At 72.6% G+C, this 20,661-nt stretch carries 15 protein-coding genes; 5 read left to right on the top strand and 10 right to left on the bottom strand.

All coding sequences use genetic code 11. The annotated features are described in order from the left end of the window. Positions 1–254: 254 nt before the first annotated feature. Both ACIQ9E_RS28185 and ACIQ9E_RS28180 read right to left on the bottom strand, forming a co-directional pair. Complete coding sequence (locus ACIQ9E_RS28185; RefSeq protein WP_403711735.1) at positions 255–1,874, bottom strand: PucR family transcriptional regulator; 1,620 nt, start codon at positions 1,872–1,874, stop codon at positions 255–257. 193 nt (positions 1,875–2,067) lie between these two features. Continuing rightward, a complete protein-coding gene (locus ACIQ9E_RS28180; protein WP_403711733.1) occupies positions 2,068–4,350 on the bottom strand; it encodes an ATP/GTP-binding protein in 2,283 nt (760 codons plus the stop codon). A gap of 493 nt (positions 4,351–4,843) precedes the next feature. Between ACIQ9E_RS28180 and gabT the strand changes: the two genes are divergently transcribed. Next, the gene (gene gabT / locus ACIQ9E_RS28175) at positions 4,844–6,178 is read left to right on the top strand and encodes a 4-aminobutyrate--2-oxoglutarate transaminase (RefSeq protein ID WP_403711731.1); all 1,335 of its coding nucleotides are present in this window, start codon (positions 4,844–4,846) and stop codon (positions 6,176–6,178) included. A gap of 601 nt (positions 6,179–6,779) precedes the next feature. After that, positions 6,780–7,412, top strand: coding sequence for a phosphatase PAP2 family protein (locus ACIQ9E_RS28170; protein ID WP_403711729.1), 633 nt, complete (start codon positions 6,780–6,782; stop codon positions 7,410–7,412). Here ACIQ9E_RS28170 and ACIQ9E_RS28165 read toward each other — a convergent pair. From ACIQ9E_RS28165 to ACIQ9E_RS28130, 8 genes are all read right to left on the bottom strand, one after another. Continuing rightward, positions 7,397–9,253 (bottom strand): chitinase, encoded by a 1,857-nt coding sequence (locus ACIQ9E_RS28165; RefSeq protein ID WP_403711727.1) that lies wholly within the window; start codon positions 9,251–9,253, stop codon positions 7,397–7,399. The two genes, ACIQ9E_RS28170 and ACIQ9E_RS28165, sit on opposite strands and share 16 nt — an antisense overlap. Positions 9,254–9,520: 267 nt before the next feature. Beyond that, positions 9,521–10,048, bottom strand: a complete 528-nt coding sequence (locus ACIQ9E_RS28160; protein WP_403711725.1) for a hypothetical protein — start codon at positions 10,046–10,048, stop codon at positions 9,521–9,523. Positions 10,049–10,199: 151 nt separating this feature from the next. Continuing rightward, a complete protein-coding gene (locus tag ACIQ9E_RS28155; RefSeq protein ID WP_403711723.1) occupies positions 10,200–11,648 on the bottom strand; it encodes an NAD(P)/FAD-dependent oxidoreductase in 1,449 nt (482 codons plus the stop codon). Between the two features lie 37 nt (positions 11,649–11,685). Continuing rightward, positions 11,686–12,516 carry an ABC transporter permease gene (locus ACIQ9E_RS28150; RefSeq protein WP_403711721.1) on the bottom strand — a complete coding sequence of 277 codons (831 nt, stop codon included), beginning with the start codon at positions 12,514–12,516 and terminating at the stop codon, positions 11,686–11,688. Further along, the gene (locus ACIQ9E_RS28145) at positions 12,513–13,463 is read right to left on the bottom strand and encodes an ABC transporter permease (RefSeq protein WP_403711719.1); all 951 of its coding nucleotides are present in this window, start codon (positions 13,461–13,463) and stop codon (positions 12,513–12,515) included. The genes ACIQ9E_RS28150 and ACIQ9E_RS28145 overlap by 4 nt, the downstream gene beginning before the upstream one ends. Further along, positions 13,460–14,629, bottom strand: coding sequence for an ABC transporter ATP-binding protein (locus ACIQ9E_RS28140; protein WP_403711717.1), 1,170 nt, complete (start codon positions 14,627–14,629; stop codon positions 13,460–13,462). The genes ACIQ9E_RS28145 and ACIQ9E_RS28140 overlap by 4 nt, the downstream gene beginning before the upstream one ends. 177 nt (positions 14,630–14,806) lie before the next feature. Beyond that, positions 14,807–16,054 carry a spermidine/putrescine ABC transporter substrate-binding protein gene (locus ACIQ9E_RS28135; RefSeq protein ID WP_403711715.1) on the bottom strand — a complete coding sequence of 416 codons (1,248 nt, stop codon included), beginning with the start codon at positions 16,052–16,054 and terminating at the stop codon, positions 14,807–14,809. Between the two features lie 43 nt (positions 16,055–16,097). Next, positions 16,098–17,603 carry a gamma-aminobutyraldehyde dehydrogenase gene (locus tag ACIQ9E_RS28130; RefSeq protein ID WP_403711713.1) on the bottom strand — a complete coding sequence of 502 codons (1,506 nt, stop codon included), beginning with the start codon at positions 17,601–17,603 and terminating at the stop codon, positions 16,098–16,100. A gap of 278 nt (positions 17,604–17,881) precedes the next feature. Here ACIQ9E_RS28130 and ACIQ9E_RS28125 point away from each other — a divergent pair, with 278 nt between their 5' ends. From ACIQ9E_RS28125 to ACIQ9E_RS28115, 3 genes are all read left to right on the top strand, one after another. Continuing rightward, positions 17,882–18,439 (top strand): NADAR family protein, encoded by a 558-nt coding sequence (locus ACIQ9E_RS28125; protein WP_403711711.1) that lies wholly within the window; start codon positions 17,882–17,884, stop codon positions 18,437–18,439. A gap of 243 nt (positions 18,440–18,682) precedes the next feature. Next, positions 18,683–19,717 (top strand): adenosine deaminase, encoded by a 1,035-nt coding sequence (locus ACIQ9E_RS28120; RefSeq protein WP_403711709.1) that lies wholly within the window; start codon positions 18,683–18,685, stop codon positions 19,715–19,717. A gap of 19 nt (positions 19,718–19,736) precedes the next feature. Beyond that, on the top strand, positions 19,737–20,507 hold the full coding sequence (locus ACIQ9E_RS28115) for a glycerophosphodiester phosphodiesterase (RefSeq protein ID WP_403711707.1): 771 nt from the start codon (positions 19,737–19,739) through the stop codon (positions 20,505–20,507). Positions 20,508–20,661: the final 154 nt, after the last annotated feature.

Raw genomic sequence — 20,661 nt, 5'->3', positions numbered from 1 at the left:
GGCCGCTGCGGGGTCGGCCGGAGGCGGGCGGCGCGGCTCTTTCGGAGGCGGGGCGCTGTCACGGGCCGGGGTGCCACGGGCCGAGGTGCCACGGGCCTGCGAGTCGCAGGCCGGCAAGTCACAGGCCGGGGTGCGGAAGCCGGGTGCGGAAGCCGGGAATGTTGGCGCCGGGGATGTTGGCGCCGGGGCTTCCGGAAGCCGGGGCCGGAGCTCGGATGCCGGAGAGGGGCGTTCGTGGCGGCCCGGGAGCCGCGTCAGGCGCGGGGCGGGGGTTCCGTCGTCTTCAGGGCCAGCCACAGCTCCATCCGGACATCCGGATCGTCCAGGGAGCGGCCGAGGATCTCCTCCACGCGCCGCATCCGGTAGCGGAGCGTATGGCGGTGCACTCCGAGGTCCGCCGCCGCCGCGTCCCACTGTCCGTGTCGGGAGAGCCAAGCCCTCAGGGACGCGACGAGATCGCCGCGTCCGGTGGCATCGTGCTCGTACAGAGGCCGCAGCAGCCCGTCGGCGAAGGCCCGTACCGCATCGTCCGCGAGGAGGGGCAGGACCGAGCCCGCGACCAGCTCACTGTGCTCGACCACGGCCCGGCCCCGGCGCCGGGCCACGGACAGCGCCTGTTCGGCCTGGCGGAGGGCGGCGGGTGCGGCGGCGGGGCCCGGACCGGGCGGGGTGGCCGCGGAGAGTCCGAGGTGCAGCGGCGGCTCTCCCCCGCCGCCGGGGGAAGACCCGACCTGCACGGCCTGCGCGGGCTGTTCCGGTTGCGGGCCGGCGCAGGACTCCAGGACCGCTCCCCCGTCGGCCGCCAGGGCCACCAGCCGGCCGGCCGGTTCCCGTACCGCGATGACGGGCTCGCCCGCCCGGGATGCGGCGGACTCCAGCGACTCGGCCAGGTTCCCGAGGATCTCGCCGGCGTCCGGCGCCGCGGGGTCGGCGGGTTCGGCGACCAGTACCCGGAAGGGGGCGTCGAGGAGGGTGTCGTACAGGTCCCCGGCGACCGTGCGGGCATCGTCCGGGTGCCCGGCCAGCAGCATCCGCAGCACGGCCGCGCCGATCCGCCGTTCGGCGTGCCGGAGGGAGCGGGAGCGTTCCGTGGCGAGGGTGAGGAGGGCGATGGCGGCGTGGACCGCGTACCGCTCGGCCGTACCGAGGGGTACGCCGGTGCCCACCGCCAGCACGCCCCGGACCCGGCGCCCGGTGCCCAGGGACTGGAGTTCGACGCGGTCGTTCCCGGTGCCGGTGTCGGCGACGACGACGCTGGCGGGCGCGGGGCGCTCCCGGAGCCGTTCGGCGTCGGCGGAGTGCAGGGCTGCCCGCCGGGCCGCCCAGTCGGGTGCGGCGGCGACGACGGCGCCGGAGGTGTCGTAGAGCGCCGCCCAGCCGTCGACGTATCCGGCGAGCCGGGCGAGGACCGCACCGGGGCCGCCCGCGAGCGCGGCCCGGGTCAGTTCCCGCTGGGCCGCGAAGCCCGCCGTCACCGCACGGTACTGATCGGCCGCGATGGCCGCCGAGACCACCTTGACGATGGCGAGGAACGGCGTTTTCCGGGGCACTTCGAGGAGCGGGAAGTCCGCCTCCCGGGCCGCTTCCAGCAGCGCGTCCGGTACGGCGTCGTGGTGGACACCGACCGCGAATCCGAGCCCGACGACGCCGGCGTCCGTCAGCCGCCGGACATAGCGCCGCATGGCTTCCGGGTCGTGCACGTCGAGCCTGATCGCGGTGACGAGCAGCAGCTCCCCGCCCTCCAGATACGGCACGGGGTCGGCCAGCTCGCTGACGTGCGCCCACCGCACCTCCCGGTCCAGCTCGCCCTCGCCCGCCCGGACGGTGAGTCTGAGCGAGGAGTGCTGGACCAGCGCGGCGAGCGTGAGGGGCATGGGACCGTGGGCCCTTCGGGGAGGGGGCGCCGGACGGGGTGCGGCGGCGCGGGGAGCAGGCATTGCGCCGTCGCGTATGAACGGCCTGCTCCGATTCTGCCAGGTCGTAGCAGTACGGCAGCCCGGGGCGGGGCGGCCGGGCGGTGGCGGGCAGGCGGTTCCCGGGGCCGCCTGCCGGGGTGCCGCGGCGGTATCAGGTCCTGAGGTCCACCAGCAGCGGCGGCGTGTGGTCGCCCCCGACCGTCGTCAGGGAGAGCACGGCGTGCCCGGCGGGAACCTTGTGCGCCAGATCGGAGGCGGACCAGCGGGCCCGCTCCACCTCGCGGACGGTGACCGCCTCCGCGGTCGCCGCCCGCCCGGTGACCAGGCGGCGCATCATGTGCAGGGCCTTGGTCAGCGGCTCGTCGGAGATGATCTGCCGGTTGGTGACGTCCCGGGTCTGCACCCACTCGGTGCCCCAGGCCTCGGCGAACCGGTTGCCGTCCCAGGGCGCGAGCCCGGAGAACACCATCCGGCAGCCCACCGCGCCGAGCAGCGGCCCGCGCAGCGGCTCCGGGACGTCCTCCAGGGTGCGCAGCGCGAGCACGACCCCGGCGTTGGCGGAGCGCAGCCGCTGGACGGCCCGGACGGAGTCGGCGGTGACGGTGTACGCGGCGTCGTCCAGGACCAGCGCGGCGAACAGGGACCGGTCGGACCGGGCCGGCGCCGCCTCCGTGAACTGGGCGAGCACCAGCCGGGCCACGATCCGGGACGCTTCGGCGTGGCCGCGCTCGGGCAGGTCGATCCGGACCCGCAGCGGATGCTCGACGGCGCGCAGCGAGAACTGGCGTCCGCTGCCGTCGGTACGGAACGAGCCGGCGAACGCGGGCCGGTCCAGGAACGCGATCCGCTCGGCGAGGAGCACGCCGATGTCGTCGGCGCGCGCCGACTGGCGCTCCCGGGCGTCCAGCTCCCGCAGCTGGGCCGCGGCCTCGGGGCCGCCCCGTGCCTCCAGGGCCGTCCGCAGGGCGCCGGACGCGGCGGGTGAGCCGCTCAGCAGCTCCCGGAGCTCCGGGACGGCCGGAAAACGGCCGTGGACACTGCGGTACGGGCCGATCAGCTGGGCCAGCGCGGTCGCCGCCCGCCTGCCGTCGCCGCCGGGGAGGGTGGCGGCGAGATCGCCCACGAGTGCCTCGGCGAGGGTACGGGCCGCCTCGTCGGGATCGTCGGAGCCGCCGTACAGGTCGAGGTCGTGGGTCGCCCCGGGGCGGCCGACGGCGACCACCAGGTCGAAGGCGTCGTCCGGGGCGAGCCCGGAGCCGTACGCGGTCACGGCGACGACGGCCGCGCGGTTGGCGAGGGCGTGCAGGCAGAGCGACTCGACGACCGGACGCATCAGCCGGACGCTCTTCCCGGAGCCGGAGGGGCCGACGGCGAGCAGGGAGGTGCCCAGGAGGGCGGGGTCGAGGGCGACGCCGGTGGTCCGGCGGGGGTAGGGATTGCGCTCGCTGTCGACCGCCGTGCCGATCCGCACCTGACCGGTGGCGAGGTCGTGCAGGGCGCTGCGGACCGGGAGGTCCCGTACGCCGGAGGGGTGCGCGCAGGCGGCCGGTCCGTGGTCGCGGACGGTGCCGGTGAAGGCCGCGAGCCGGTCGGGCCGGGCGCTCACTCCTTGCCAGGCGCGGCGGATCCGCGCGTAGTCGACATCACCGAGGGTGCCGCTGTGGACCGCCCGGGTAAGGCTGTCGGCGGCGTCGACGAGTCCGGCGGCGCGGAGTTCCGGCCAGGTGGTGGGGTCGTGGCGGGGTTCAGCGGCCGAGGGCTCCTGCGGGCTGCCGTCCAGCCTGCGGCGGACGGCGGGCCAGGTGCCGATCCGCCCGACGACGGCGATCACCGTCACCACGAGGAGTACGTAGTAGAGGTTGGAGACCCAGGTGAGCCAGCTCACCCGGGGCATTTCCCGCCATACGCCCTGCACCACGAAGAAGAGCGGCCAGAGCGGTACGCCGTACCGCCGCCACACCTCGGCCCAGTTGCCGACCCTGCCCATGCCGACGGAAAGACCCCCGATCACCAGACCGTAGTAGAGGTAGGTGATCGCGACGTACAGATCGAAGCTGCCGTGCCCGGGGGTGGTCCACGCGTCCGGTACGAGCCACTCCATCGGCAGCTCCCACCAGTCGGTGATGAAGATCCACCACCCCTCCAGGAACCCGTTCCACAGCAGCGACCACAGCAGCCACCCCACCAGGAACGCGATCAGTGCCCCGCTGAAGAGCTGGCGGCCGGGGACCAGGTCGGGGGCCTCGTCCGGGCGGGGGACATGGCCCGGGCGCCAGATGCCGGGGGCCGCCGGGGGGCGGGGGGTGCGCAGCCAGTCGGCGACGGCCGGGCGGGTGACCGGGGCATGCCCGGGAACGGCGGGGACGGCGGGGCGGGGGACTGCGGGACGGGCCCGGTCCTCCGCCGGGCCGGGTGCCGGGGGCTGTGCGGGCATCGGCGGCGGCAGCGGCACGGGGCGTGAACCCGCGCCGTGCGCGCCGTACCCTCCCGGCGTTCCGTACGCGTCGTGAGCACCCGAGGTACCCGAGGAATCCCTGTCCATGAACCGCTGCCCCCTGACCAGCCAGGCCCGCCGCTGTGCGGGCCCAATCTAGTGCCCCGGGGCGGGGAGTTCACCGATCCGCCCCACCCGGACGCCCTCCGCGTATCCACCGCAGGTCCGGGGCGAGTCCCGGGCACGAGTGTCCGCCCCCGTACCGGAGGCCCTCCGCCGCCTCACCGCCCCGCCCGGCACCGCTATGTCCGGCGCGGACAAGGGGACCGCCGCCAACACTCCCGAACGGCGCATGCCCACCCCCCTCCCCCGGCCCTAACCTGCGCATGACGAGTCCGAACGATTCCGATCAGAACGATTCAGCACAAGCCGGCAGAACCGCTGAGCAGTACCGCCGAGCACCCCCACTCCCGAGCACCCCCAGGAGCCCCTCATGACTGCGATTCCGCAGGAGCGCCGCGTCGTCACCGCCATCCCCGGCCCGAAGTCGGTCGAGCTCCAGGCCCGCAGGACCGCCGCGGTCGCCGCCGGTGTGGGTTCCGTGCTGCCGGTGTTCACGGCCCGTGCGGGTGGCGGGATCATCGAGGACGTCGACGGGAACCGGCTGATCGACTTCGGCTCCGGCATCGCCGTGACCAGCGTCGGCGCCAGCGCCGAGGCCGTGGTGCGCCGGGCCTCCGCCCAGCTGGCCGACTTCACCCACACCTGTTTCATGGTGACCCCGTACGAGGGCTATGTGGAGGTCGCGGAGGCGCTCGCCGAGCTGACCCCGGGTGACCACGCCAAGAAGTCCGCGCTGTTCAACTCCGGCGCCGAAGCCGTCGAGAACGCGGTGAAGATCGCCCGCGCCTACACCAAGCGCCAGGCGGTCGTGGTCTTCGACCACGGCTACCACGGCCGCACCAACCTCACCATGGCGCTGACGGCCAAGAACATGCCGTACAAGCAGGGCTTCGGCCCGTTCGCGCCCGAGGTCTACCGGGTGCCGGTGGCCTACGGCTACCGCTGGCCGACCGGTGCCGAGAACGCCGGTGCCGAGGCGTCCGCCCAGGCCATCGACCAGATCAGCAAGCAGATCGGCGCCGAGAACGTCGCCGCGATCATCATCGAGCCGGTTCTGGGCGAGGGTGGTTTCATCGAGCCGGCCAAGGGCTTCCTGCCGGCCATCGCGCAGTTCGCCGAGGACAACGGGATCGTGTTCGTCGCCGACGAGATCCAGTCCGGTTTCTGCCGTACCGGCCAGTGGTTCGCCTGTGAGGACGAGGGCATCGTCCCGGACCTGATCACCACCGCCAAGGGCATCGCGGGCGGTCTGCCGCTGGCGGCCGTGACGGGCCGCGCCGAGATCATGGACGCCGCGCACGCGGGCGGCCTCGGCGGCACCTACGGCGGTAACCCGGTCGCCTGCGCCGGCGCGCTCGGCTCCATCGAGACGATGAAGGAGCTGGACCTCAACGCGAAGGCCCGGCGTATCGAGGAGGTCATGAAGGCCCGCCTCGCGGCGATGGCCGAGAAGTACGAGGTCATCGGTGACATCCGGGGCCGCGGCGCGATGATCGCCATCGAGCTGGTGAAGGACCGCGCCACCAAGGAGCCGGCCGCGGCGGAGGCCGGGGCGCTCGCCAAGGCCTGCCACGCCGAGGGCCTGCTCGTGCTGACCTGCGGCACCTACGGGAACGTGCTGCGCTTCCTGCCGCCGCTGGTGATCGGCGAGGACCTGCTCAACGAGGGCCTGGACATTCTGGAGCAGGCGTTCGCCGCGCTCTGAGCGGCCGGCCCCGGACCGCCGGCCCCGATGCGCTGTCGGTACCCGGTCCACCGGCCCCGGAACGGCCGCCGGTCATGGGCCGGCCGCCCCGGCCCCAGGCCGTGGGCGTCCGGCGGACAGCCCCGTGACCAGCGGCTGAAGGCCCTGGCGAGCCCCGCTCGCCAGGGCCTTCGCCACGGCCGCGCCCGCCGCGGACCGCAACCGTCAGGGCCTGTGAAGAAGCTGTGGCGGGATCGCGATCCGCCTGTCCCCCGTCCGACCACTGCCGTACGGTTTCTGCAGGATGAGAGAAACACCCCGCCCACGGTTCTCCGCGGGCGACCCGGGAACGGCGCATCCCCAGCACCGTTTCCCGCGTGCCTCTGCGCACGGCACCGGAGCCCTCGGTTCCGGGACTCCTCACCGATCGGATGGCCGCTCGCCCCAAACCCCCCGGGGCGCGCGGCGGCCCGGTCCGGCCGGCTGTTTCGGAACTACCCCCCCTGTTCCGAGGCAGCCGGCCTTTCCGCGTCTGCCGCAGCTGCCGCGCCTCCCCGGTCTCCCGGGTGCCTCCCGGCCCCGGCGCCTCGCCGCCGCCCTGGCGCTGCTGCTGCTCTTCGCCGTGGTCACCTGGCAGGTCGCGGCCGGCGGGCCGCTGCGCTCGCTGGACGAACGGATCTCGCGGGCCGTCGCCGGGCGCGGGCCGCGCCCGCTCACCGAACTCCTCGCCGACCTCGGCAGCCTCGGGATCGCGCTGCCGGTGCTCGCCGCGGCCCTGCTGTACACCGCGTGGCGCCCGCACCCCGCCGCCCCCGGGCACACGGCACCGCACGGAGGCCGGAGGCACGGGATGCCGCGCGGCGAGCAGGGGTACGCGATGCTCCGCGCCGTCCTCGCGATCGCCGCCGTACCGGCCCTGGTCGTCCCGCTGAAGGCGCTCCTCGACCGTCCCGGGCCGCTGACCGAGTCGACCGGCTACTACCCCTCCGGGCATGCGGCCACCGCCCTCGTCGCCTTCGGCGCCGCGGCCCTGCTGCTGCGCCCCGCGCTGCCGCCCGCGGCCCGGGCAGTGGCGATGCCCGCCGCCGGGCTGCTGACCCTGGCGACGGGCATCGGTCTGGTGCTGCGCGGCTATCACTGGCCGCTGGACGTCATCGGCAGCTGGTGCCTGTTCGGCGCGCTGCTCCTGCTGCTGTTCCCGCCGGCCGACCCACCGGCCGACCCGCCGCGTTCAGGGGGTCAGCTCCAGCGGTAGGCGTCGAAGTTCCGGGAGAACTCGAACTGGTTGAAGCGGTCCCAGTTGATCGACCAGGACATCAGTCCGCGCAGCGCGGGCCAGGTGCCGTGGGTCTGGTAGGAGCCGCAGTTGACCCTCTTGGTGAGGCAGTCGAGGGCCTTGTTGACCTCGCCGGGCGGGGTGTGTCCGTTGCCCGCCTGGGTGGACGCGGGCATCCCGATGGCGAGCTGTTCGGGCCGGAGCGGCGGGAAGACCCGCGCGGTGTTCCCCGCCACCGGGAAGCCGGTGAGCAGCATGTCGCTCATCGCGATGTGGAAGTCCGCGTTGCCCATGGTGTGGTACTGGTTGTCGAGCCCCATGATCGGGCCCGAGTTGTAGTGCTGGACATGGAGCAGGGTGAGGTCGTCGCGCAGGGCGTGGATGACCGGCAGGTACGAGCCGGCCCGCGGGTCCTGGCCGCCCCAGGGTCCGGAGCCGTAGAACTGGTAGCCGAGCTGGACGAAGAAGGTCTCCGGCGCCATGGTGAGCACGAACTTGGCGCCGTACCTCGCCTTCAGCGTCTTGACTGCCGAGATCAGATTGACAATCACGGGGGTGGTCGGGGCGCGGAAGTCGGTGTCCCCGGTGTTCAGCGAGAGGGAGTGGCCCTCGAAGTCGATGTCGAGGCCGTCGAGGCCGTACTCGTCGATGATCCGGGAGACGGAGGTGACGAAGGCGTCCCGGGCGGCGGTGGAGCCGAGCTGCACCTGGCCGTTCTGGCCGCCGATGGAGATGAGGACCTTCTTGCCCGCGGCCTGCTTCGCCTTGACGGCGGTCTTGAAATCGGCGACGGACTCCACGTTCGGGCACTCGGTCACCGGGCAGAGGCTGAAGCGGATATCGCCGGAGGTGACGGAGGTCGGCTCACCGAAGGCGAGGTTGATGACGTCCCACGAGTCGGGGACGTCGGCCATCCGGGTGTAGCCGGAGCCGTTGGCGAAGCTGGTGTGCAGATAGCCGACGAGCGCGTGCGGCGGGAGTCCGCCGTCGCCGCCCCCGCCGCTGGTGGTGGTCACCCGTACGGCCGCCGACCGCGGGGATTCACCCGCGCTGTTGACGGCGGTGACCTCGAAGTCGTATGTCGTGGCGGGCGTCAGCCCGGTGACGTAGGCGGAGGCCGAAGCGGAGGACGCGACCCGGTCGGCGCCCCGGTAGACGTGGTAGCCGGTGGCTCCGGAGACGGGGTTCCAGGCCAGGGGTACGGAGGTGGAGGCGGGCGATCCGGCGGTCAGGCCGGTCGGGGCGGTGGGGACCGTGACCGGCCCGCCGGAGGGGCCGAAGAGGGAGATGTCGTCGGCGTGGTAGGCGGGCGTGCCGTACCAGCCGTGGGTGTAGAGGGTGACGGAGGTGGTCGCCGGGCCGGTGCGGAAGGTGGTGGTGAGCTTCTGCCAGCTCGCCGCGGCGGGGGTCCAGGTGGATACGTCGGTGGTTCCGGTGCCGGTGACACCCAGGTAGACGTAGCCGCCCTGGACCCAGCCGCTGAGCGAATACTGCGAGCCCGGCTGGACGTTGACGGTCTGGCTGCACCGGGCGTTGTCGGAGCCCGCGGGGGTGGCCTTGAGGGCGGCAGCGCCCGTACGGACCGGGGTGGCGACGGTGGTCCCGGTGTTAGCGGAGCAGGTCCAGTTGCTGAGTCCGGCCTCGAAGCCGCCGTTGACGGCGAGTTCGGCGTCGGCCGCGCGGGCCGTGGTCGCCGAGGTGACCAGGGCGGTGACGGTGAGGGCGGCCGCCGTGGTGGCGGCGAGGAGTCTGCCGAGCCTGGTGCGGGCCCGGCGTCTGGCGCGACTGCTCCCGGTGGTTCCGACGCGTGCGCGTACCACAACTGCCTCCAAGGAGTGGGGGGATGGAAGCGGGGCGAGGGAGGGCCAATTTGGTCCAGACCAATAGTCTTGTCAAGGCCTCCGGCACGAAGGGCCCGAAGTCGACCCGCGATCAGGGGGCGGCAGGGGGAGCGGTACGGGGCGGCCGCACCCACTCGGGACCGCACCCGCTCAGGACTGCCCCCGGGATCACGCCCGTCCGGACCCGCACCCGCACCCCGGGGCGGCCGCCCGGCCCGCACATGCCGCGCCGCCCCGCCCCCCTTCTCACCTCTCTTCCCGCTCCTGCCCGGGCGCCGACGGCCCCGGCACCCGGCCCGGCTTCCCCTCCGCCGCCTCCCGCCCGCCCCGGGCGAGCGCCGACGCCGCCTCGCCCACCGCGAGTTCGAGCAGCTCCGGATCGTTGAGGGCGCCCGAACCGTCCGGCCGTACCAGCCAGCGCATCCCGCCGCCGGTGCCCCGTGCCGGGTGCGGGACGACGATCCACGTTCCGCGGCCGGCGCCGCGCATTCCGCTGCCGACCCAGCGCCCCGAGGTCCCGGCGGGCACGAAGAACCCCATCCGGACGTCTCCGAAGTCGGCGAGTACGGGTCCCGGCCGGTCCGTCAGCCGGACGAGTACGTCGAGGGCCGGACGGCCCAGCTCCCCGGGGACGATCAGCACGTCCCAGCGCCGCCCCGCGGGCAGCAGCGCCACTCCCAGCGGGTTGCGCTCCCACTCCCAGCGGCAGACCTCGGGGTCCGGTGCCGCCGACACCAGCCACTCCACCGCCGTTTTGTCCCGTGAATCGGTCATCGTGCCGCCTTCCTCTCGTCTGCGTCGTCCGGGCGGACGCTGTTTCACGAGGGAGAAGGGGACGGGCCCCGGCTATGACGCGACTTTGGCTACCAATCAGTAGTGAACTGCGTCACCCGGCTCGGAATCGGCTTCGGCGGCGGCCGTACCGTCAGCTGTCGAAGCCGAGTCCGAGCCGGTCCATGGTCCGCAGCCAGAGATTGCGCCGCCCGCCCCGGGCGTCGGCCCGCGCCAGCGACCACTTGGTGAGCCCGATCCCGGCCCAGGCCACCGGCTCCGGCGGGAACGGCAGCGGCTTCGTGCGCACCATCTCCAGTCCGGTCCGCTCGGTCCGCCGCCCCGAGAGCAGGTCGAGCATCACCTCCGCGCCGAAGCGGGTGGCCCCCACCCCGAGGCCCGTGTACCCGGCGGCGTACGCCACCCGGCCGCCGTGCGCCGTGCCGTAGAACGCGGAGAAGCGCGAGCAGGTGTCGATGGCCCCGCCCCAGGCGTGGCTGAAGCGGACCCCCTCCAGCTGCGGGAAGTACTGGAAGAAGTGTTCGGCGAGTCTGAGGTACGTCTCCGGCCGGTGGTCCATCTCGGCGCTGATCCGGCCGCCGTACGGATAGACCGCGTCGTAGCCGCCCCACAGGATCCGGTGGTCGGCGGTGAGCCGGAAGTAGTGGAACTGGTTGGCCGCGTCACCGAGCCCCTGGCGGCCGCGCCAGCCGACCGAGGCGAGTTGCTCCTCGGTGAGGGGCTCGGTGGTCAGGGCGTAGTCGTAGACCGGGACGGTGTACGGGCGCACCCGCTTGACCAGCGAGGGGAAGACGTTGGTGCCGAGGGCGATCCGCCGGGCGAAGATCCGGCCGTACGGGGTGCGGACCGCCATCCGGGGGCCGGAGCGGGCCGGGGCGAGCCGGAGGCCGGGGGTGTTCTCGTAGATCCGTACACCCGCCTCCAGGCACGCCCGCTTCAGCCCCCATGCCAGCTTCGCCGGGTGGAGCATCGCCGTACCGTCGCGGTCCCGCAGCCCGCCGAGGAAGAGCGGGGAGTCGACCTCGGCCCGTACCGCCGCCGCGTCGAGCAGTTCCAGTCCGCCGATGCCGTGCCGCCGCGCCTCCTCGTACGCCTGCTCCAACTCCTCGACCTGGTACGGCTCGGTGGCGACGTCGATGGAGCCGGTGCGTTCGAAATCGCAGTCGATGCCGTATCTGCCGACGGCCTCCTCGATGGCGTCGAGGTTGCGGGCGCCCAGCTCCTCCAGCCGGTGGATCTCGCCCGGCCAGCGGGCGATTCCGTTGCCGAGGCCATGGGTGAGGGAGGCGGCGCAGAAGCCGCCGTTGCGGCCGGAGGCGGCCCAGCCCGTCTCCCGGCCTTCGATCAGGACGACGTCCCACTCCGGATCGCGCTCCTTGGCGATCAGCGCGGTCCACAGCCCGCTGTAGCCGCCGCCGACGACCAGCAGATCGCACTGTTCGTCGCCGGTGAGCGCCGGGAGGGCGGCGGGCCGGGCCGGATCGTCCAGCCAGTACGAGACGGGCCGGGCGCCGGCCAGGGACCGGGCCGCCCGCGCGGTGGCGGCACGGTCGCCGGGGGCGGCCTGGGGTACTGCGGTCATGGCACCAGGGGCCATGGTTTCCACTCCTTAGGGAACATCAGACGGTTTTACGCCGCCGGCCGGCGACGAACTGGCCGACGACGACGATCAGTACGGCGATGGCGAACATGGCCGTACCGATGACGTTGATCTGGACCGGCGTACCGCGCTGGGCCGATCCCCAGACGAACATGGGGAAGGTCACGGTGTTGCCGGAGTTGAAGTTGGTGATGATGAAATCGTCGAAGGAGAGCGCGAAGGCCAGCAGGGCGCCCGCCGCGATACCGGGCGCGGCGATCGGCAGGGTCACCCGGAGGAAGGTCTGCACCGGCCCGGCGTAGAGATCGCGGGCGGCCTCCTCCAGTCTCGGGTCCATCGACAGCACCCGGGCCTTGACCGCGACGACCACGAAGCTCAGGGCGAACATGGTGTGGGCGATCAGGACGGTCAGCGGTCCCAGCTCCGCCCCCAGGTTGAGGAAGAGGGTGAGGAGCGACGCGGCCATGACGACCTCGGGCATCGCCATCGGCAGGAAGATCAGGGAGTTGACGGCGCCCCGGGCCCGGAAGCGGTAGCGCACCAGGGCGAAGGCGATCATCGTGCCGAGGACGGTGGCGCCGAGGGTGGCGAAGAACGCGATCCGCAGCGACAGGGTGAGCGAACCGCAGAGGCCGGCCACGCCGCACGGGTCCTGCCAGGCGTCGGTGGAGAACTCGCGCCAGGAGTAGTTGAACTTCCCGGCGGGCTTGTTGAACGAGAACACCATCACGACGACGTTGGGCAGGATCAGATAGCCGAGGGTGGCCAGGCCCGCGAGGACCACGGCGTTCCGCCGCAGCCAGGCGCCGATCGCCCTGGGGCCGCCGCCCGTCTTCCGGGGGGTCGTCACAGCAGGTCCTCCGTTCCGGCCCGCCTGATGTAGACCGAGACCATGATGAGCACGACGGCCATCAGCAGGAACGACAGCGCGGCCGCGGTCGGGTAGTCGAGCACCCTCAGGAACTGCGACTGGATGACGTTGCCGACCATTTTGGTGTCGGTGGAGCCGAGCAGTTCGGCGTTGATGTAGTCGCCGCTGGCGGGGATGAAGGTGAGCAGGGTTCCGGAGACCACGCCCGGCAGGGACAGCGGGAAGGTGACCTTGCGGAAGGTGGTGGCGGGGGTGGCATAGAGGTCCCCGGCGGCCTCGTGGAGCCGGGTGTCGATCCGTTCCAGGGAGGTGTAGAGCGGCAGGATCATAAACGGCAGGAAGTTGTACGTCAGACCGGTGACGACGGCGAGCGGGGTGGCGAGGACCCGGGAGCCGTCGGTCATCCCCAGCCAGTCGGTGACGGCGAGGAAGCCGACGGTGTCGAGGACGTCCACGACCGGGCCGCCGTCGGCCAGGATCGTCTTCCACGCCAGGGTGCGGATCAGGAAGCTGGTGAAGAACGGGGCGATGACGAGGACCAGCAGCAGATTGCGCCAGCGGCCCGCCCGGAAGGCGATCAGATAGGCGAGCGGGTAGCCGAGCAGCAGACAGAGCAGGGTGGCGGTGCCCGCGTAGAGCACGGAGCGCACGAAGTGCGGCCAGTACTCGCCGAACGCGTCCCAGTAGGTCGCGAAGTGCCAGGTGACCCGGAAGCCCTCTTCGAGGGAGCCGGTCTGGACGGAGGTGGAGGCCTGGTAGACCAGCGGCAGGGCGAAGAAGACCAGCAGCCAGAGGATGCCGGGGAGCAGCAGCCAGTACGGGACGAGCCGGCGGCGTACGGACGGCTTGTGGACAACGGGCCCCGGGTCCGCGGCGGGGTCTCCCGGCGGCGCCCCGGCTGCGGAGGGTGCGGTGGTGGCGCTCATCCGGCGGCCTCCGCCGCCTCGACGGTGCGGGAGGTGCCCTCGTCGGTGCCCCGGTCCGGGTCGAGCCCGAAGGTATGGGCCGGGTTCCAGTGCAGGACGACCTCGGCGCCCGGGGTGAGCCGGGTGTCGTGTTCGAGGTTCTGGACGTAGACCTCCAGGGTGCCGCCCGCCGGGCTGTCGACGATGTACTGGGTGGAGACCCCGATGAACCCGGCCGCCCGGATGGTTCCGGTGAAACGATTCCGCGAAGCGTCGATCCCGGCCGCGTCGTCGGCGTGGACCAGGGACATCTTCTCGGGCCGCACACCGACCAGCAGCCGCTCCCCCGCGGTGGGTGCGGCGGAGCAGCGGTCGGCGGGCAGGCGCAGCTTCGTTCCTCCGGCGGTGACGGCGATCTCGCCGCCCGCCGTCGAGGTGACCTTCGCTTCGATCAGGTTGGAGCTGCCGAGGAAGTTGGCGACGAAGGTGGTGCGCGGCAGTTCGTACAGCTCGGCGGGGGCGCCCAGCTGTTCGACCCGGCCGCCGTTCATCACCGCGACGGTGTCGGCCATGGTCATGGCCTCCTCCTGGTCGTGGGTGACATGGATGAAGGTGATCCCGACCTCGGTCTGGATGCGTTTGAGCTCCAGCTGCATCTGGCGGCGGAGTTTGAGGTCGAGGGCGCCCAGCGGTTCGTCGAGGAGGAGCACCCGGGGATGGTTGATCAGTGCGCGGGCGACGGCGACGCGCTGCTGCTGGCCGCCGGAGAGCTGATGCGGTCTGCGGGCGGCGAAGTCACCGAGCTGGACGAGTTCCAGCATCTCGCCGACCTGCTTCTGCACCGACCGGATCCCGCGGCGGCGGAGGCCGAAGGCGATGTTCTCGAAGATCGTCAGATGCGGGAAGAGGGCGTAGCTCTGGAAGACGGTGTTGACCGGGCGCTTGTGCGGCGGGAGGCCGGTGACGTCCCGGTCGCCGAGCCGGATGGTGCCGGTGGAGGGGTCTTCCAGTCCGGCGATCATCCGCAGGGTGGTGGTCTTCCCGCAGCCGGAGGCGCCGAGGAGGGCGAAGAAGGAACCGTTCGGGACGGTCAGGTCGAGCGGGTGGACGGCGGTGAAGGAGCCGTACGCCTTGCTGATCCCCGTCAGGCGGACGTCGCCGCCGGTGGTGTCGGTGGTGTCTGTCATGGGTCGCGGTCCCAGGGGTCGTCGGAGAGCGGGTGGTTCGGGGCCGGGTGTTCGCCGGGGCCGTCGGCGGTCCGGGGGCCGTCGGCCGGGGCCGGGGCCCGGGAGCCGTCGGCCGGGCCGGGGTGCGCCGGGGCCGGTCGGCCCGGGAGCCGGGGCGCCCGGGTGCGGCGGCGGGCGTCAGGCGCCGATGAGCTTGGCGAACTTCTCCTCGTACGCCTTCTCCTCCTCGCTGCTGAGGGAGCGGAAGGCCTGGGACTTGGCCGCCATGGCCTTGTCCGGGACGATCAGGGTGTTCGCGGCCAGCGCCGGGTCGATCTTCGCCAGCTCCTCGCCGACGCCCTCCACCGGGCAGACGTAGTTGATGTAGGCGGCGAGCCGGGCGGCCACGGGGCGTTCGTAGTAGTAGTCGATCAGCCGGGTGGCGTTGGCCCGGTGGGTGGCGCCCGCCGGGACCAGCAGATTGTCGGTGGAGGTGATGTAGCCGGCCGCGGGGATGGAGAACCGGATGTCCGGGTTGTCGGCCTGGAGCTGGATGACGTCACCGGCCCAGGCGACGCAGGCGGCGAGATCGCCCTTGGACAGGTCGGCGGTGTAGTCGTTGCCGTGGAAGCGCCGGATCTGCTTCCGGTCGACCCCCTTCTGGAGCCGTCCGACGGCCTCGTCGAAGTCGGCGTCGGTGAAGCTGCCGGGTTTCTTGCCGAGGTCGAGGAGGGTCATGCCGATGGTGTCGCGCATCTCGGTGAGGAAGCCGACGCGTCCCTTGAGTGCCGGGTCGTCCAGGAGCTGGCTCACCGAGTCGACCTTCTTCCCGCCGGTCGCCTTGTTGTTGTAGGCGATGACGGTGGAGATACCGGTCCAGGGGTACGAGTGGGCCCGGCCCGGATCCCAGTCGGGGCGGCGGAACTGCGGGGAGAGGTTGGCGTAGGCGTTGGGCAGCAGCGCGGGGTCCAGCTTCTGCACCCAGCCGAGCCGGATCATCCGGGCAGCCAGCCAGTCGGTGACGCTGATCAGATCGCGGCCGGTCGGCTGGCCTGCGGCGAGCTGCGGCTGGATCTTGCCGAAGAACTCGACGTTGTCGTTGATGTCCTCGGTGTACTTGACCGATATCCCGGTGCGGCGGGTGAAGGCGTCGAGGGTGGGCCGGGACTTCTTGTCGTCGCCGATGTCCATGTACTCGGTCCAGTTGGAGAAGACGACGGTCTTCTCCTTCGCCGAGCGGTCGTCGGTGTCCTCCGCCCCGCCTTCCCGTTTGGCGGGCGGGATACCGCAGGCGCCGAGGGCGGCGGCGCCGCCTGCGGTGAGTACTCCGGCGCCCAGTGCCCGGAGCGTCGAGCGCCGGGTCAGGGCGCCCCGGCCGCTGCTGAGCGTGCGCCGTATCGCCGCCAGTTGAGGGGCGGACAGGCCCTCGGGCTCGTGGTGGTTCATACGCTGTGCCCTTTCCCATGGGTCAGCCGGGCTCGGAACCCGGCTATCTGTCCCCGAAGACCGTGCGGTGCCAGTCCTTCGCCGCAACCGCCGTGTTGTCGAACATGACGTGTTTGACCTGGGTGTACTCCTCGAAGGAGTACGACGACATGTCCTTGCCGAAGCCGGAGGCGCCGAAGCCGCCGTGCGGCATTTCGCTGATGATCGGGATATGGTCGTTGATCCAGACGCAGCCCGCCCTGAGGTCCCGGGTGGCCCGGTTCGCGCGGAAGACATCGCGGGTCCAGGCGGAGGCGGCGAGCCCGTAAGGGGTGTCGTTGGCGAGGGCGATGCCCTCGTCGTCGGAGTCGAAGGGCAGGATCGCCAGCACCGGTCCGAAAATCTCGGACTGGACGATCTCGCTGTTCTGCGGCGCGTCGGCGATCAGCGTCGGCAGATAGTAGGCGCCCTCGTTCTTGGGTGCCTCGCCGCCCGTGACGACGGTGGCGTAGGCGCGGGCACGGTCCACGAAGCCCGCGACGCGGTCGCGCTGGATGTGGGAGACCAGGGGCCCGAGATCGGTCGCGGGGTCGAAGGGATCACCGAGGCGGACCCCGGCCATGGTGTCCGCGATGCCCTCGCGGAGCTGCTCGTACAGCGGGCGCTGGACATAGACCCGGGTGGCGGCGGTGCAGTCCTGGCCGGAGTTGATCAGGGCTCCGGCGACGGCTCCCTGGATCGCGGCCTCGGGGTCGGCGTCGTCGAAGACGACGAACGGGGCCTTGCCGCCGAGTTCGAGGTGGAGCCGTTTGACGGAGGAGGTGGCGAGTTCGGCCACCCGCCTGCCGACGGCGGTGGAGCCGGTGAAGGACACCATGGCGACGTCCGGGTGGCCGACGAGATGTTCACCGGCGTCGCGGCCGGACCCGGAGACCACATTGACGACACCCGGGGGAATACCCGCTTCGGTCGCGGCCCAGGCGAACATCAACGAGGTCAGGGGGGTGATCTCGGCGGGCTTGAGCACCACGGTGTTGCCCGCGGCGATCGCCGGGAGGATCTTCCACGCGGCCATCTGGAGCGGATAGTTCCAGGGGGCGATCGAGCCGATGACCCCGATGGGTTCCCGGCGGACGTACGAGGTGTGGTCACCGCTGTACTCACCGGCGGCCTGGCCCTGGAGGTGCCGGGCGGCGCCCGCGAAGAACGCCGTGTTGTCGATGGTGCCGGGCACGTCGAACTCGGTGCAGAGTTTGATGGGCTTTCCGCACTGGAGGGACTCGACCCGGGCGAAGTCGCCCGCCCGCTCGGTGAGGACGGCGGCGAAACGGTGCAGTGCGTCGGAGCGCTCCGCGGGGGACGCGCCCGCCCAGACCGGCAGCGCGGCGCTCGCGGCGGCGACGGCGGCGTCGACGTCGGCGGGCCCGGCGAGCCCGTACCGGTGGACGGTGTCTCCGCTGGCCGGGTCGACGATCTGCTGGGTACGCCCTGAGCTGCCGGGCCCGCACTGCCCGCCGATGTACTGCGCGCCGTCCGCGAAGCGGTCCAGCACCTGGAATCGGTTACCCATGACGCTCTCCGTAAGTCCCGGCCCGAATGCCGTCGAGTGAATACCGTCGTATGTCGCTGGCGTGCAATTGCACGCGCTCCGTCCGCCGTTGTCCACTCCATCACCGCTCGAATGTTGAACAAGCGGGAGGTGAGTGCCGATCCTGACAGAGCCATACGTCGCCAACAAGGGATTCCGTAGTTGCCTTTTGATTACGCGACGGAATCGGTCGACCATGTGTCGTGTCCCGCGCGTAATACCGCTACGCACTGTCCGTGGTGTCCGGCAGACTTGCGTGCATGGACAGGGACAAGCTGATCGCGCAGGTCAGAGCAGGTGAGCAGGTCAAGTACATGTTCTTCTGGGGTGCCGTACCGCGCCCCGACGGGCAGGTGTCGGCGAGCTGTCTCAGCCAATGGGCGCACTCACCCTTCGTGGTCGACGGAGTGCGTTACGCAACCGCGGAACATTGGATGATGGCGTCGAAGGCCCGGCTGTTCGGGGATCCGGAGGCCGAGCGGATGGCGCTGGACGCCTCGCATCCCGCGGAGGCGAAGCGGGCCGGCGGGCTGGTGCGCGGTTTCGACGAGGGGGTGTGGCGCCGTGAACGCTCCGGCATCGTCCGTGACGGCAATGTGCACAAGTTCGCCCAGCACCCCGGGTTGCGGGCCTTTCTGCTGGGCACCGGGGAGCGGGTGCTGGTGGAGGCGAGCCCGAAGGACCGTATCTGGGGCATCGGGCTGACGGCCGACGACGAGCGCGCGGCGGATCCCGTGCGCTGGCGCGGGCTCAATCTGCTCGGATTCGCGCTGATGGAGGCCCGGGAGGAGCTGCGCGCGCGGCAGCCCGCGGCCTGACGTACGCGGGGCCGCTCTCTTCCGGGACGCCGCGGCCGGAGCCGGAAGGGGCCGCGGGGGCGCGCAGGGCCGGTGGGGCCTGCGGGCCGTGCGCCGCGCCGCGGGCTCCGCCGCCCGACTCCGGCGGCCGTCCGTGTGATCACACCGATCGGACGCGACCCGCATCCGCCCGCGGCCTACGATGAACCCGGCCCCGCCGGGGCCCGTACCACCGATCAGCCGATCACAGGAGAAGATGCGCCGATGTCCGATCTGCGCCCGTTCATCGCCGGGCTCCCCAAGGCCGAGCTGCACGTCCACCACGTGGGTTCGGCGTCACCGCGCATCGTCGCCGAACTCTCCGCCCGGCACCCGGACTCCCGGGTCCCCACCGACCCCGAGGCCCTCGCCGAGTACTTCACCTTCACCGACTTCGCGCACTTCATCGACGTCTACCTCTCCGTCGTCGACCTGGTCCGCACCCCCGAGGACGTCCGGCTGCTGACCTTCGAGGTCGCCCGGGACATGGCCCGGCAGAACATCCGCTACGCCGAGCTGACGATCACCCCCTACAGCTCGGTCCGCCGGGGCATCGACGAGAAGGCCTTCATGGCCGCCATCGAGGACGCCCGGACGGCCGCCGAGGCCGAGCTGGGGGTCGTCCTGCGCTGGTGCTTCGACATCCCGGGCGAGGCCGGTCTGGAGGCCGCCGAGCTGACCACCCGGCTCGCGGTCGACCTGCGGCCCGAGGGGCTGGTCTCCTTCGGTCTCGGCGGCCCCGAGATCGGGGTGCCCCGCCCCCAGTTCAAGCCGTACTTCGACCGGGCGATCGCGGCCGGTCTGCGCTCGGTTCCGCACGCGGGCGAGACCACCGGCCCGCAGACGGTCTGGGACGCCCTCAGGGAGCTGCGCGCGGAGCGCATCGGCCACGGCACCAGCGCGGTCCACGACCCGGAGCTGGTCGCCCATCTCGCGGAGCACCGCATCCCGGTGGAGGTCTGCCCCACCTCCAACATCGCCACCCGGGCCGTCACCGATCTCGAACTCCACCCGATCCGGCAGCTCGCCGAGGCCGGGGTGCTGGTGACGGTCAACAGCGACGATCCGCCGATGTTCGGTACGGATCTCAACACCGAGTACGCGGTGGCCGCCCGCCTCCTCGGCCTCGACGAGCGCGGTGTCGCCGAGCTGGCGAAGGACGCGGTCACGGCGAGCTTCCTGGACGAGGCGGGCAAGGCCGGGATCGCCGGGGAGATCGACGCCTACACCGCCTCCTGGCTCGCGGCCCCCCGCGTCTGACCCGGGCCGGCGGCAACCGATGACGACCAGCACCCGGCCGCCGGGGACCGCGGACGGAGCCCGGCGGCGCGCCGTGGCCGCCGTCGCGCACCGGGGCGACCCGTACCGCGTCCGTGAGAACACCCTCCTGTCGCTCCGCTCCGCCGTGGCGCACGGAGCGTCGGCCGTGGAGGTCGATGTGCGGCTCACCTCGGACGGGGTGCCCGTGCTGCTGCACGACGCCACCCTGAAGCGCCTGTGGCGGCACGAGGTCCGGCTCGCCGGGCTGACCCGGGCCCGGGTAGCGGAGCTGACCGGCGGCGGGGTGCCAGCGCTGGCCGAGGCGCTGGAGCTGCTCGGGGCGGACGGCGGCTGCCGGGTGATGCTGGACCTGCCGGGCGCCGACCGTGCCGCGGTGCGCGCGGTGGTGGACACCGTGCGGGCCTGCGGTGCGGCGGAGCGGGCGTACTACTGCGCGGGCCCGGCGACGATGCTCGCGGTCCGGGAGGCGGATCCGGCCGCGGAGATCGCCCTCACCTGGACCTCGCTCGCCCCGCCGCGCCGGGTGCTGCTGGACGCGCTCCGGCCGCGGACCCTGAACTACCGCTTCGGTCTGGTGAGCCGGGCGCTCACGGACCGGGTCCATGCGGACGGGCTGCTGGTCTCGGCGTGGACCGCGGACACCCGCCGGACGATGCGCGCGCTGGTCGCGGCGGGCGTGGACTCGATCACCACCAACCGGGTCGCCGTGCTGCGGTCGGTTCTCGACGGCCCCCCGCCGGGCGCCGTGGACCGCCGCGGTACGCGATGATCACAGCACCGTAGGGACAGGCACCGTAGGGACAGGCACCGTAGGGACAGGCACCGTAGGGACAGGCACAGTACGGACAGCACCGCACAGCGGGACAGAGCAGGACAGAGCAGGAGAAGGACCGGCCCGGGACCCCGCGACGGCCCCCGGGCAC

It is taken from the genome of Streptomyces sp. NPDC094448 (genome assembly GCF_044763775.1).
Lineage (GTDB): Bacteria > Actinomycetota > Actinomycetes > Streptomycetales > Streptomycetaceae > Streptomyces.
The sequence above is the reverse complement of the archived record's forward strand: the minus strand, read 5'-3'. Positions and strand labels throughout refer to the sequence as shown.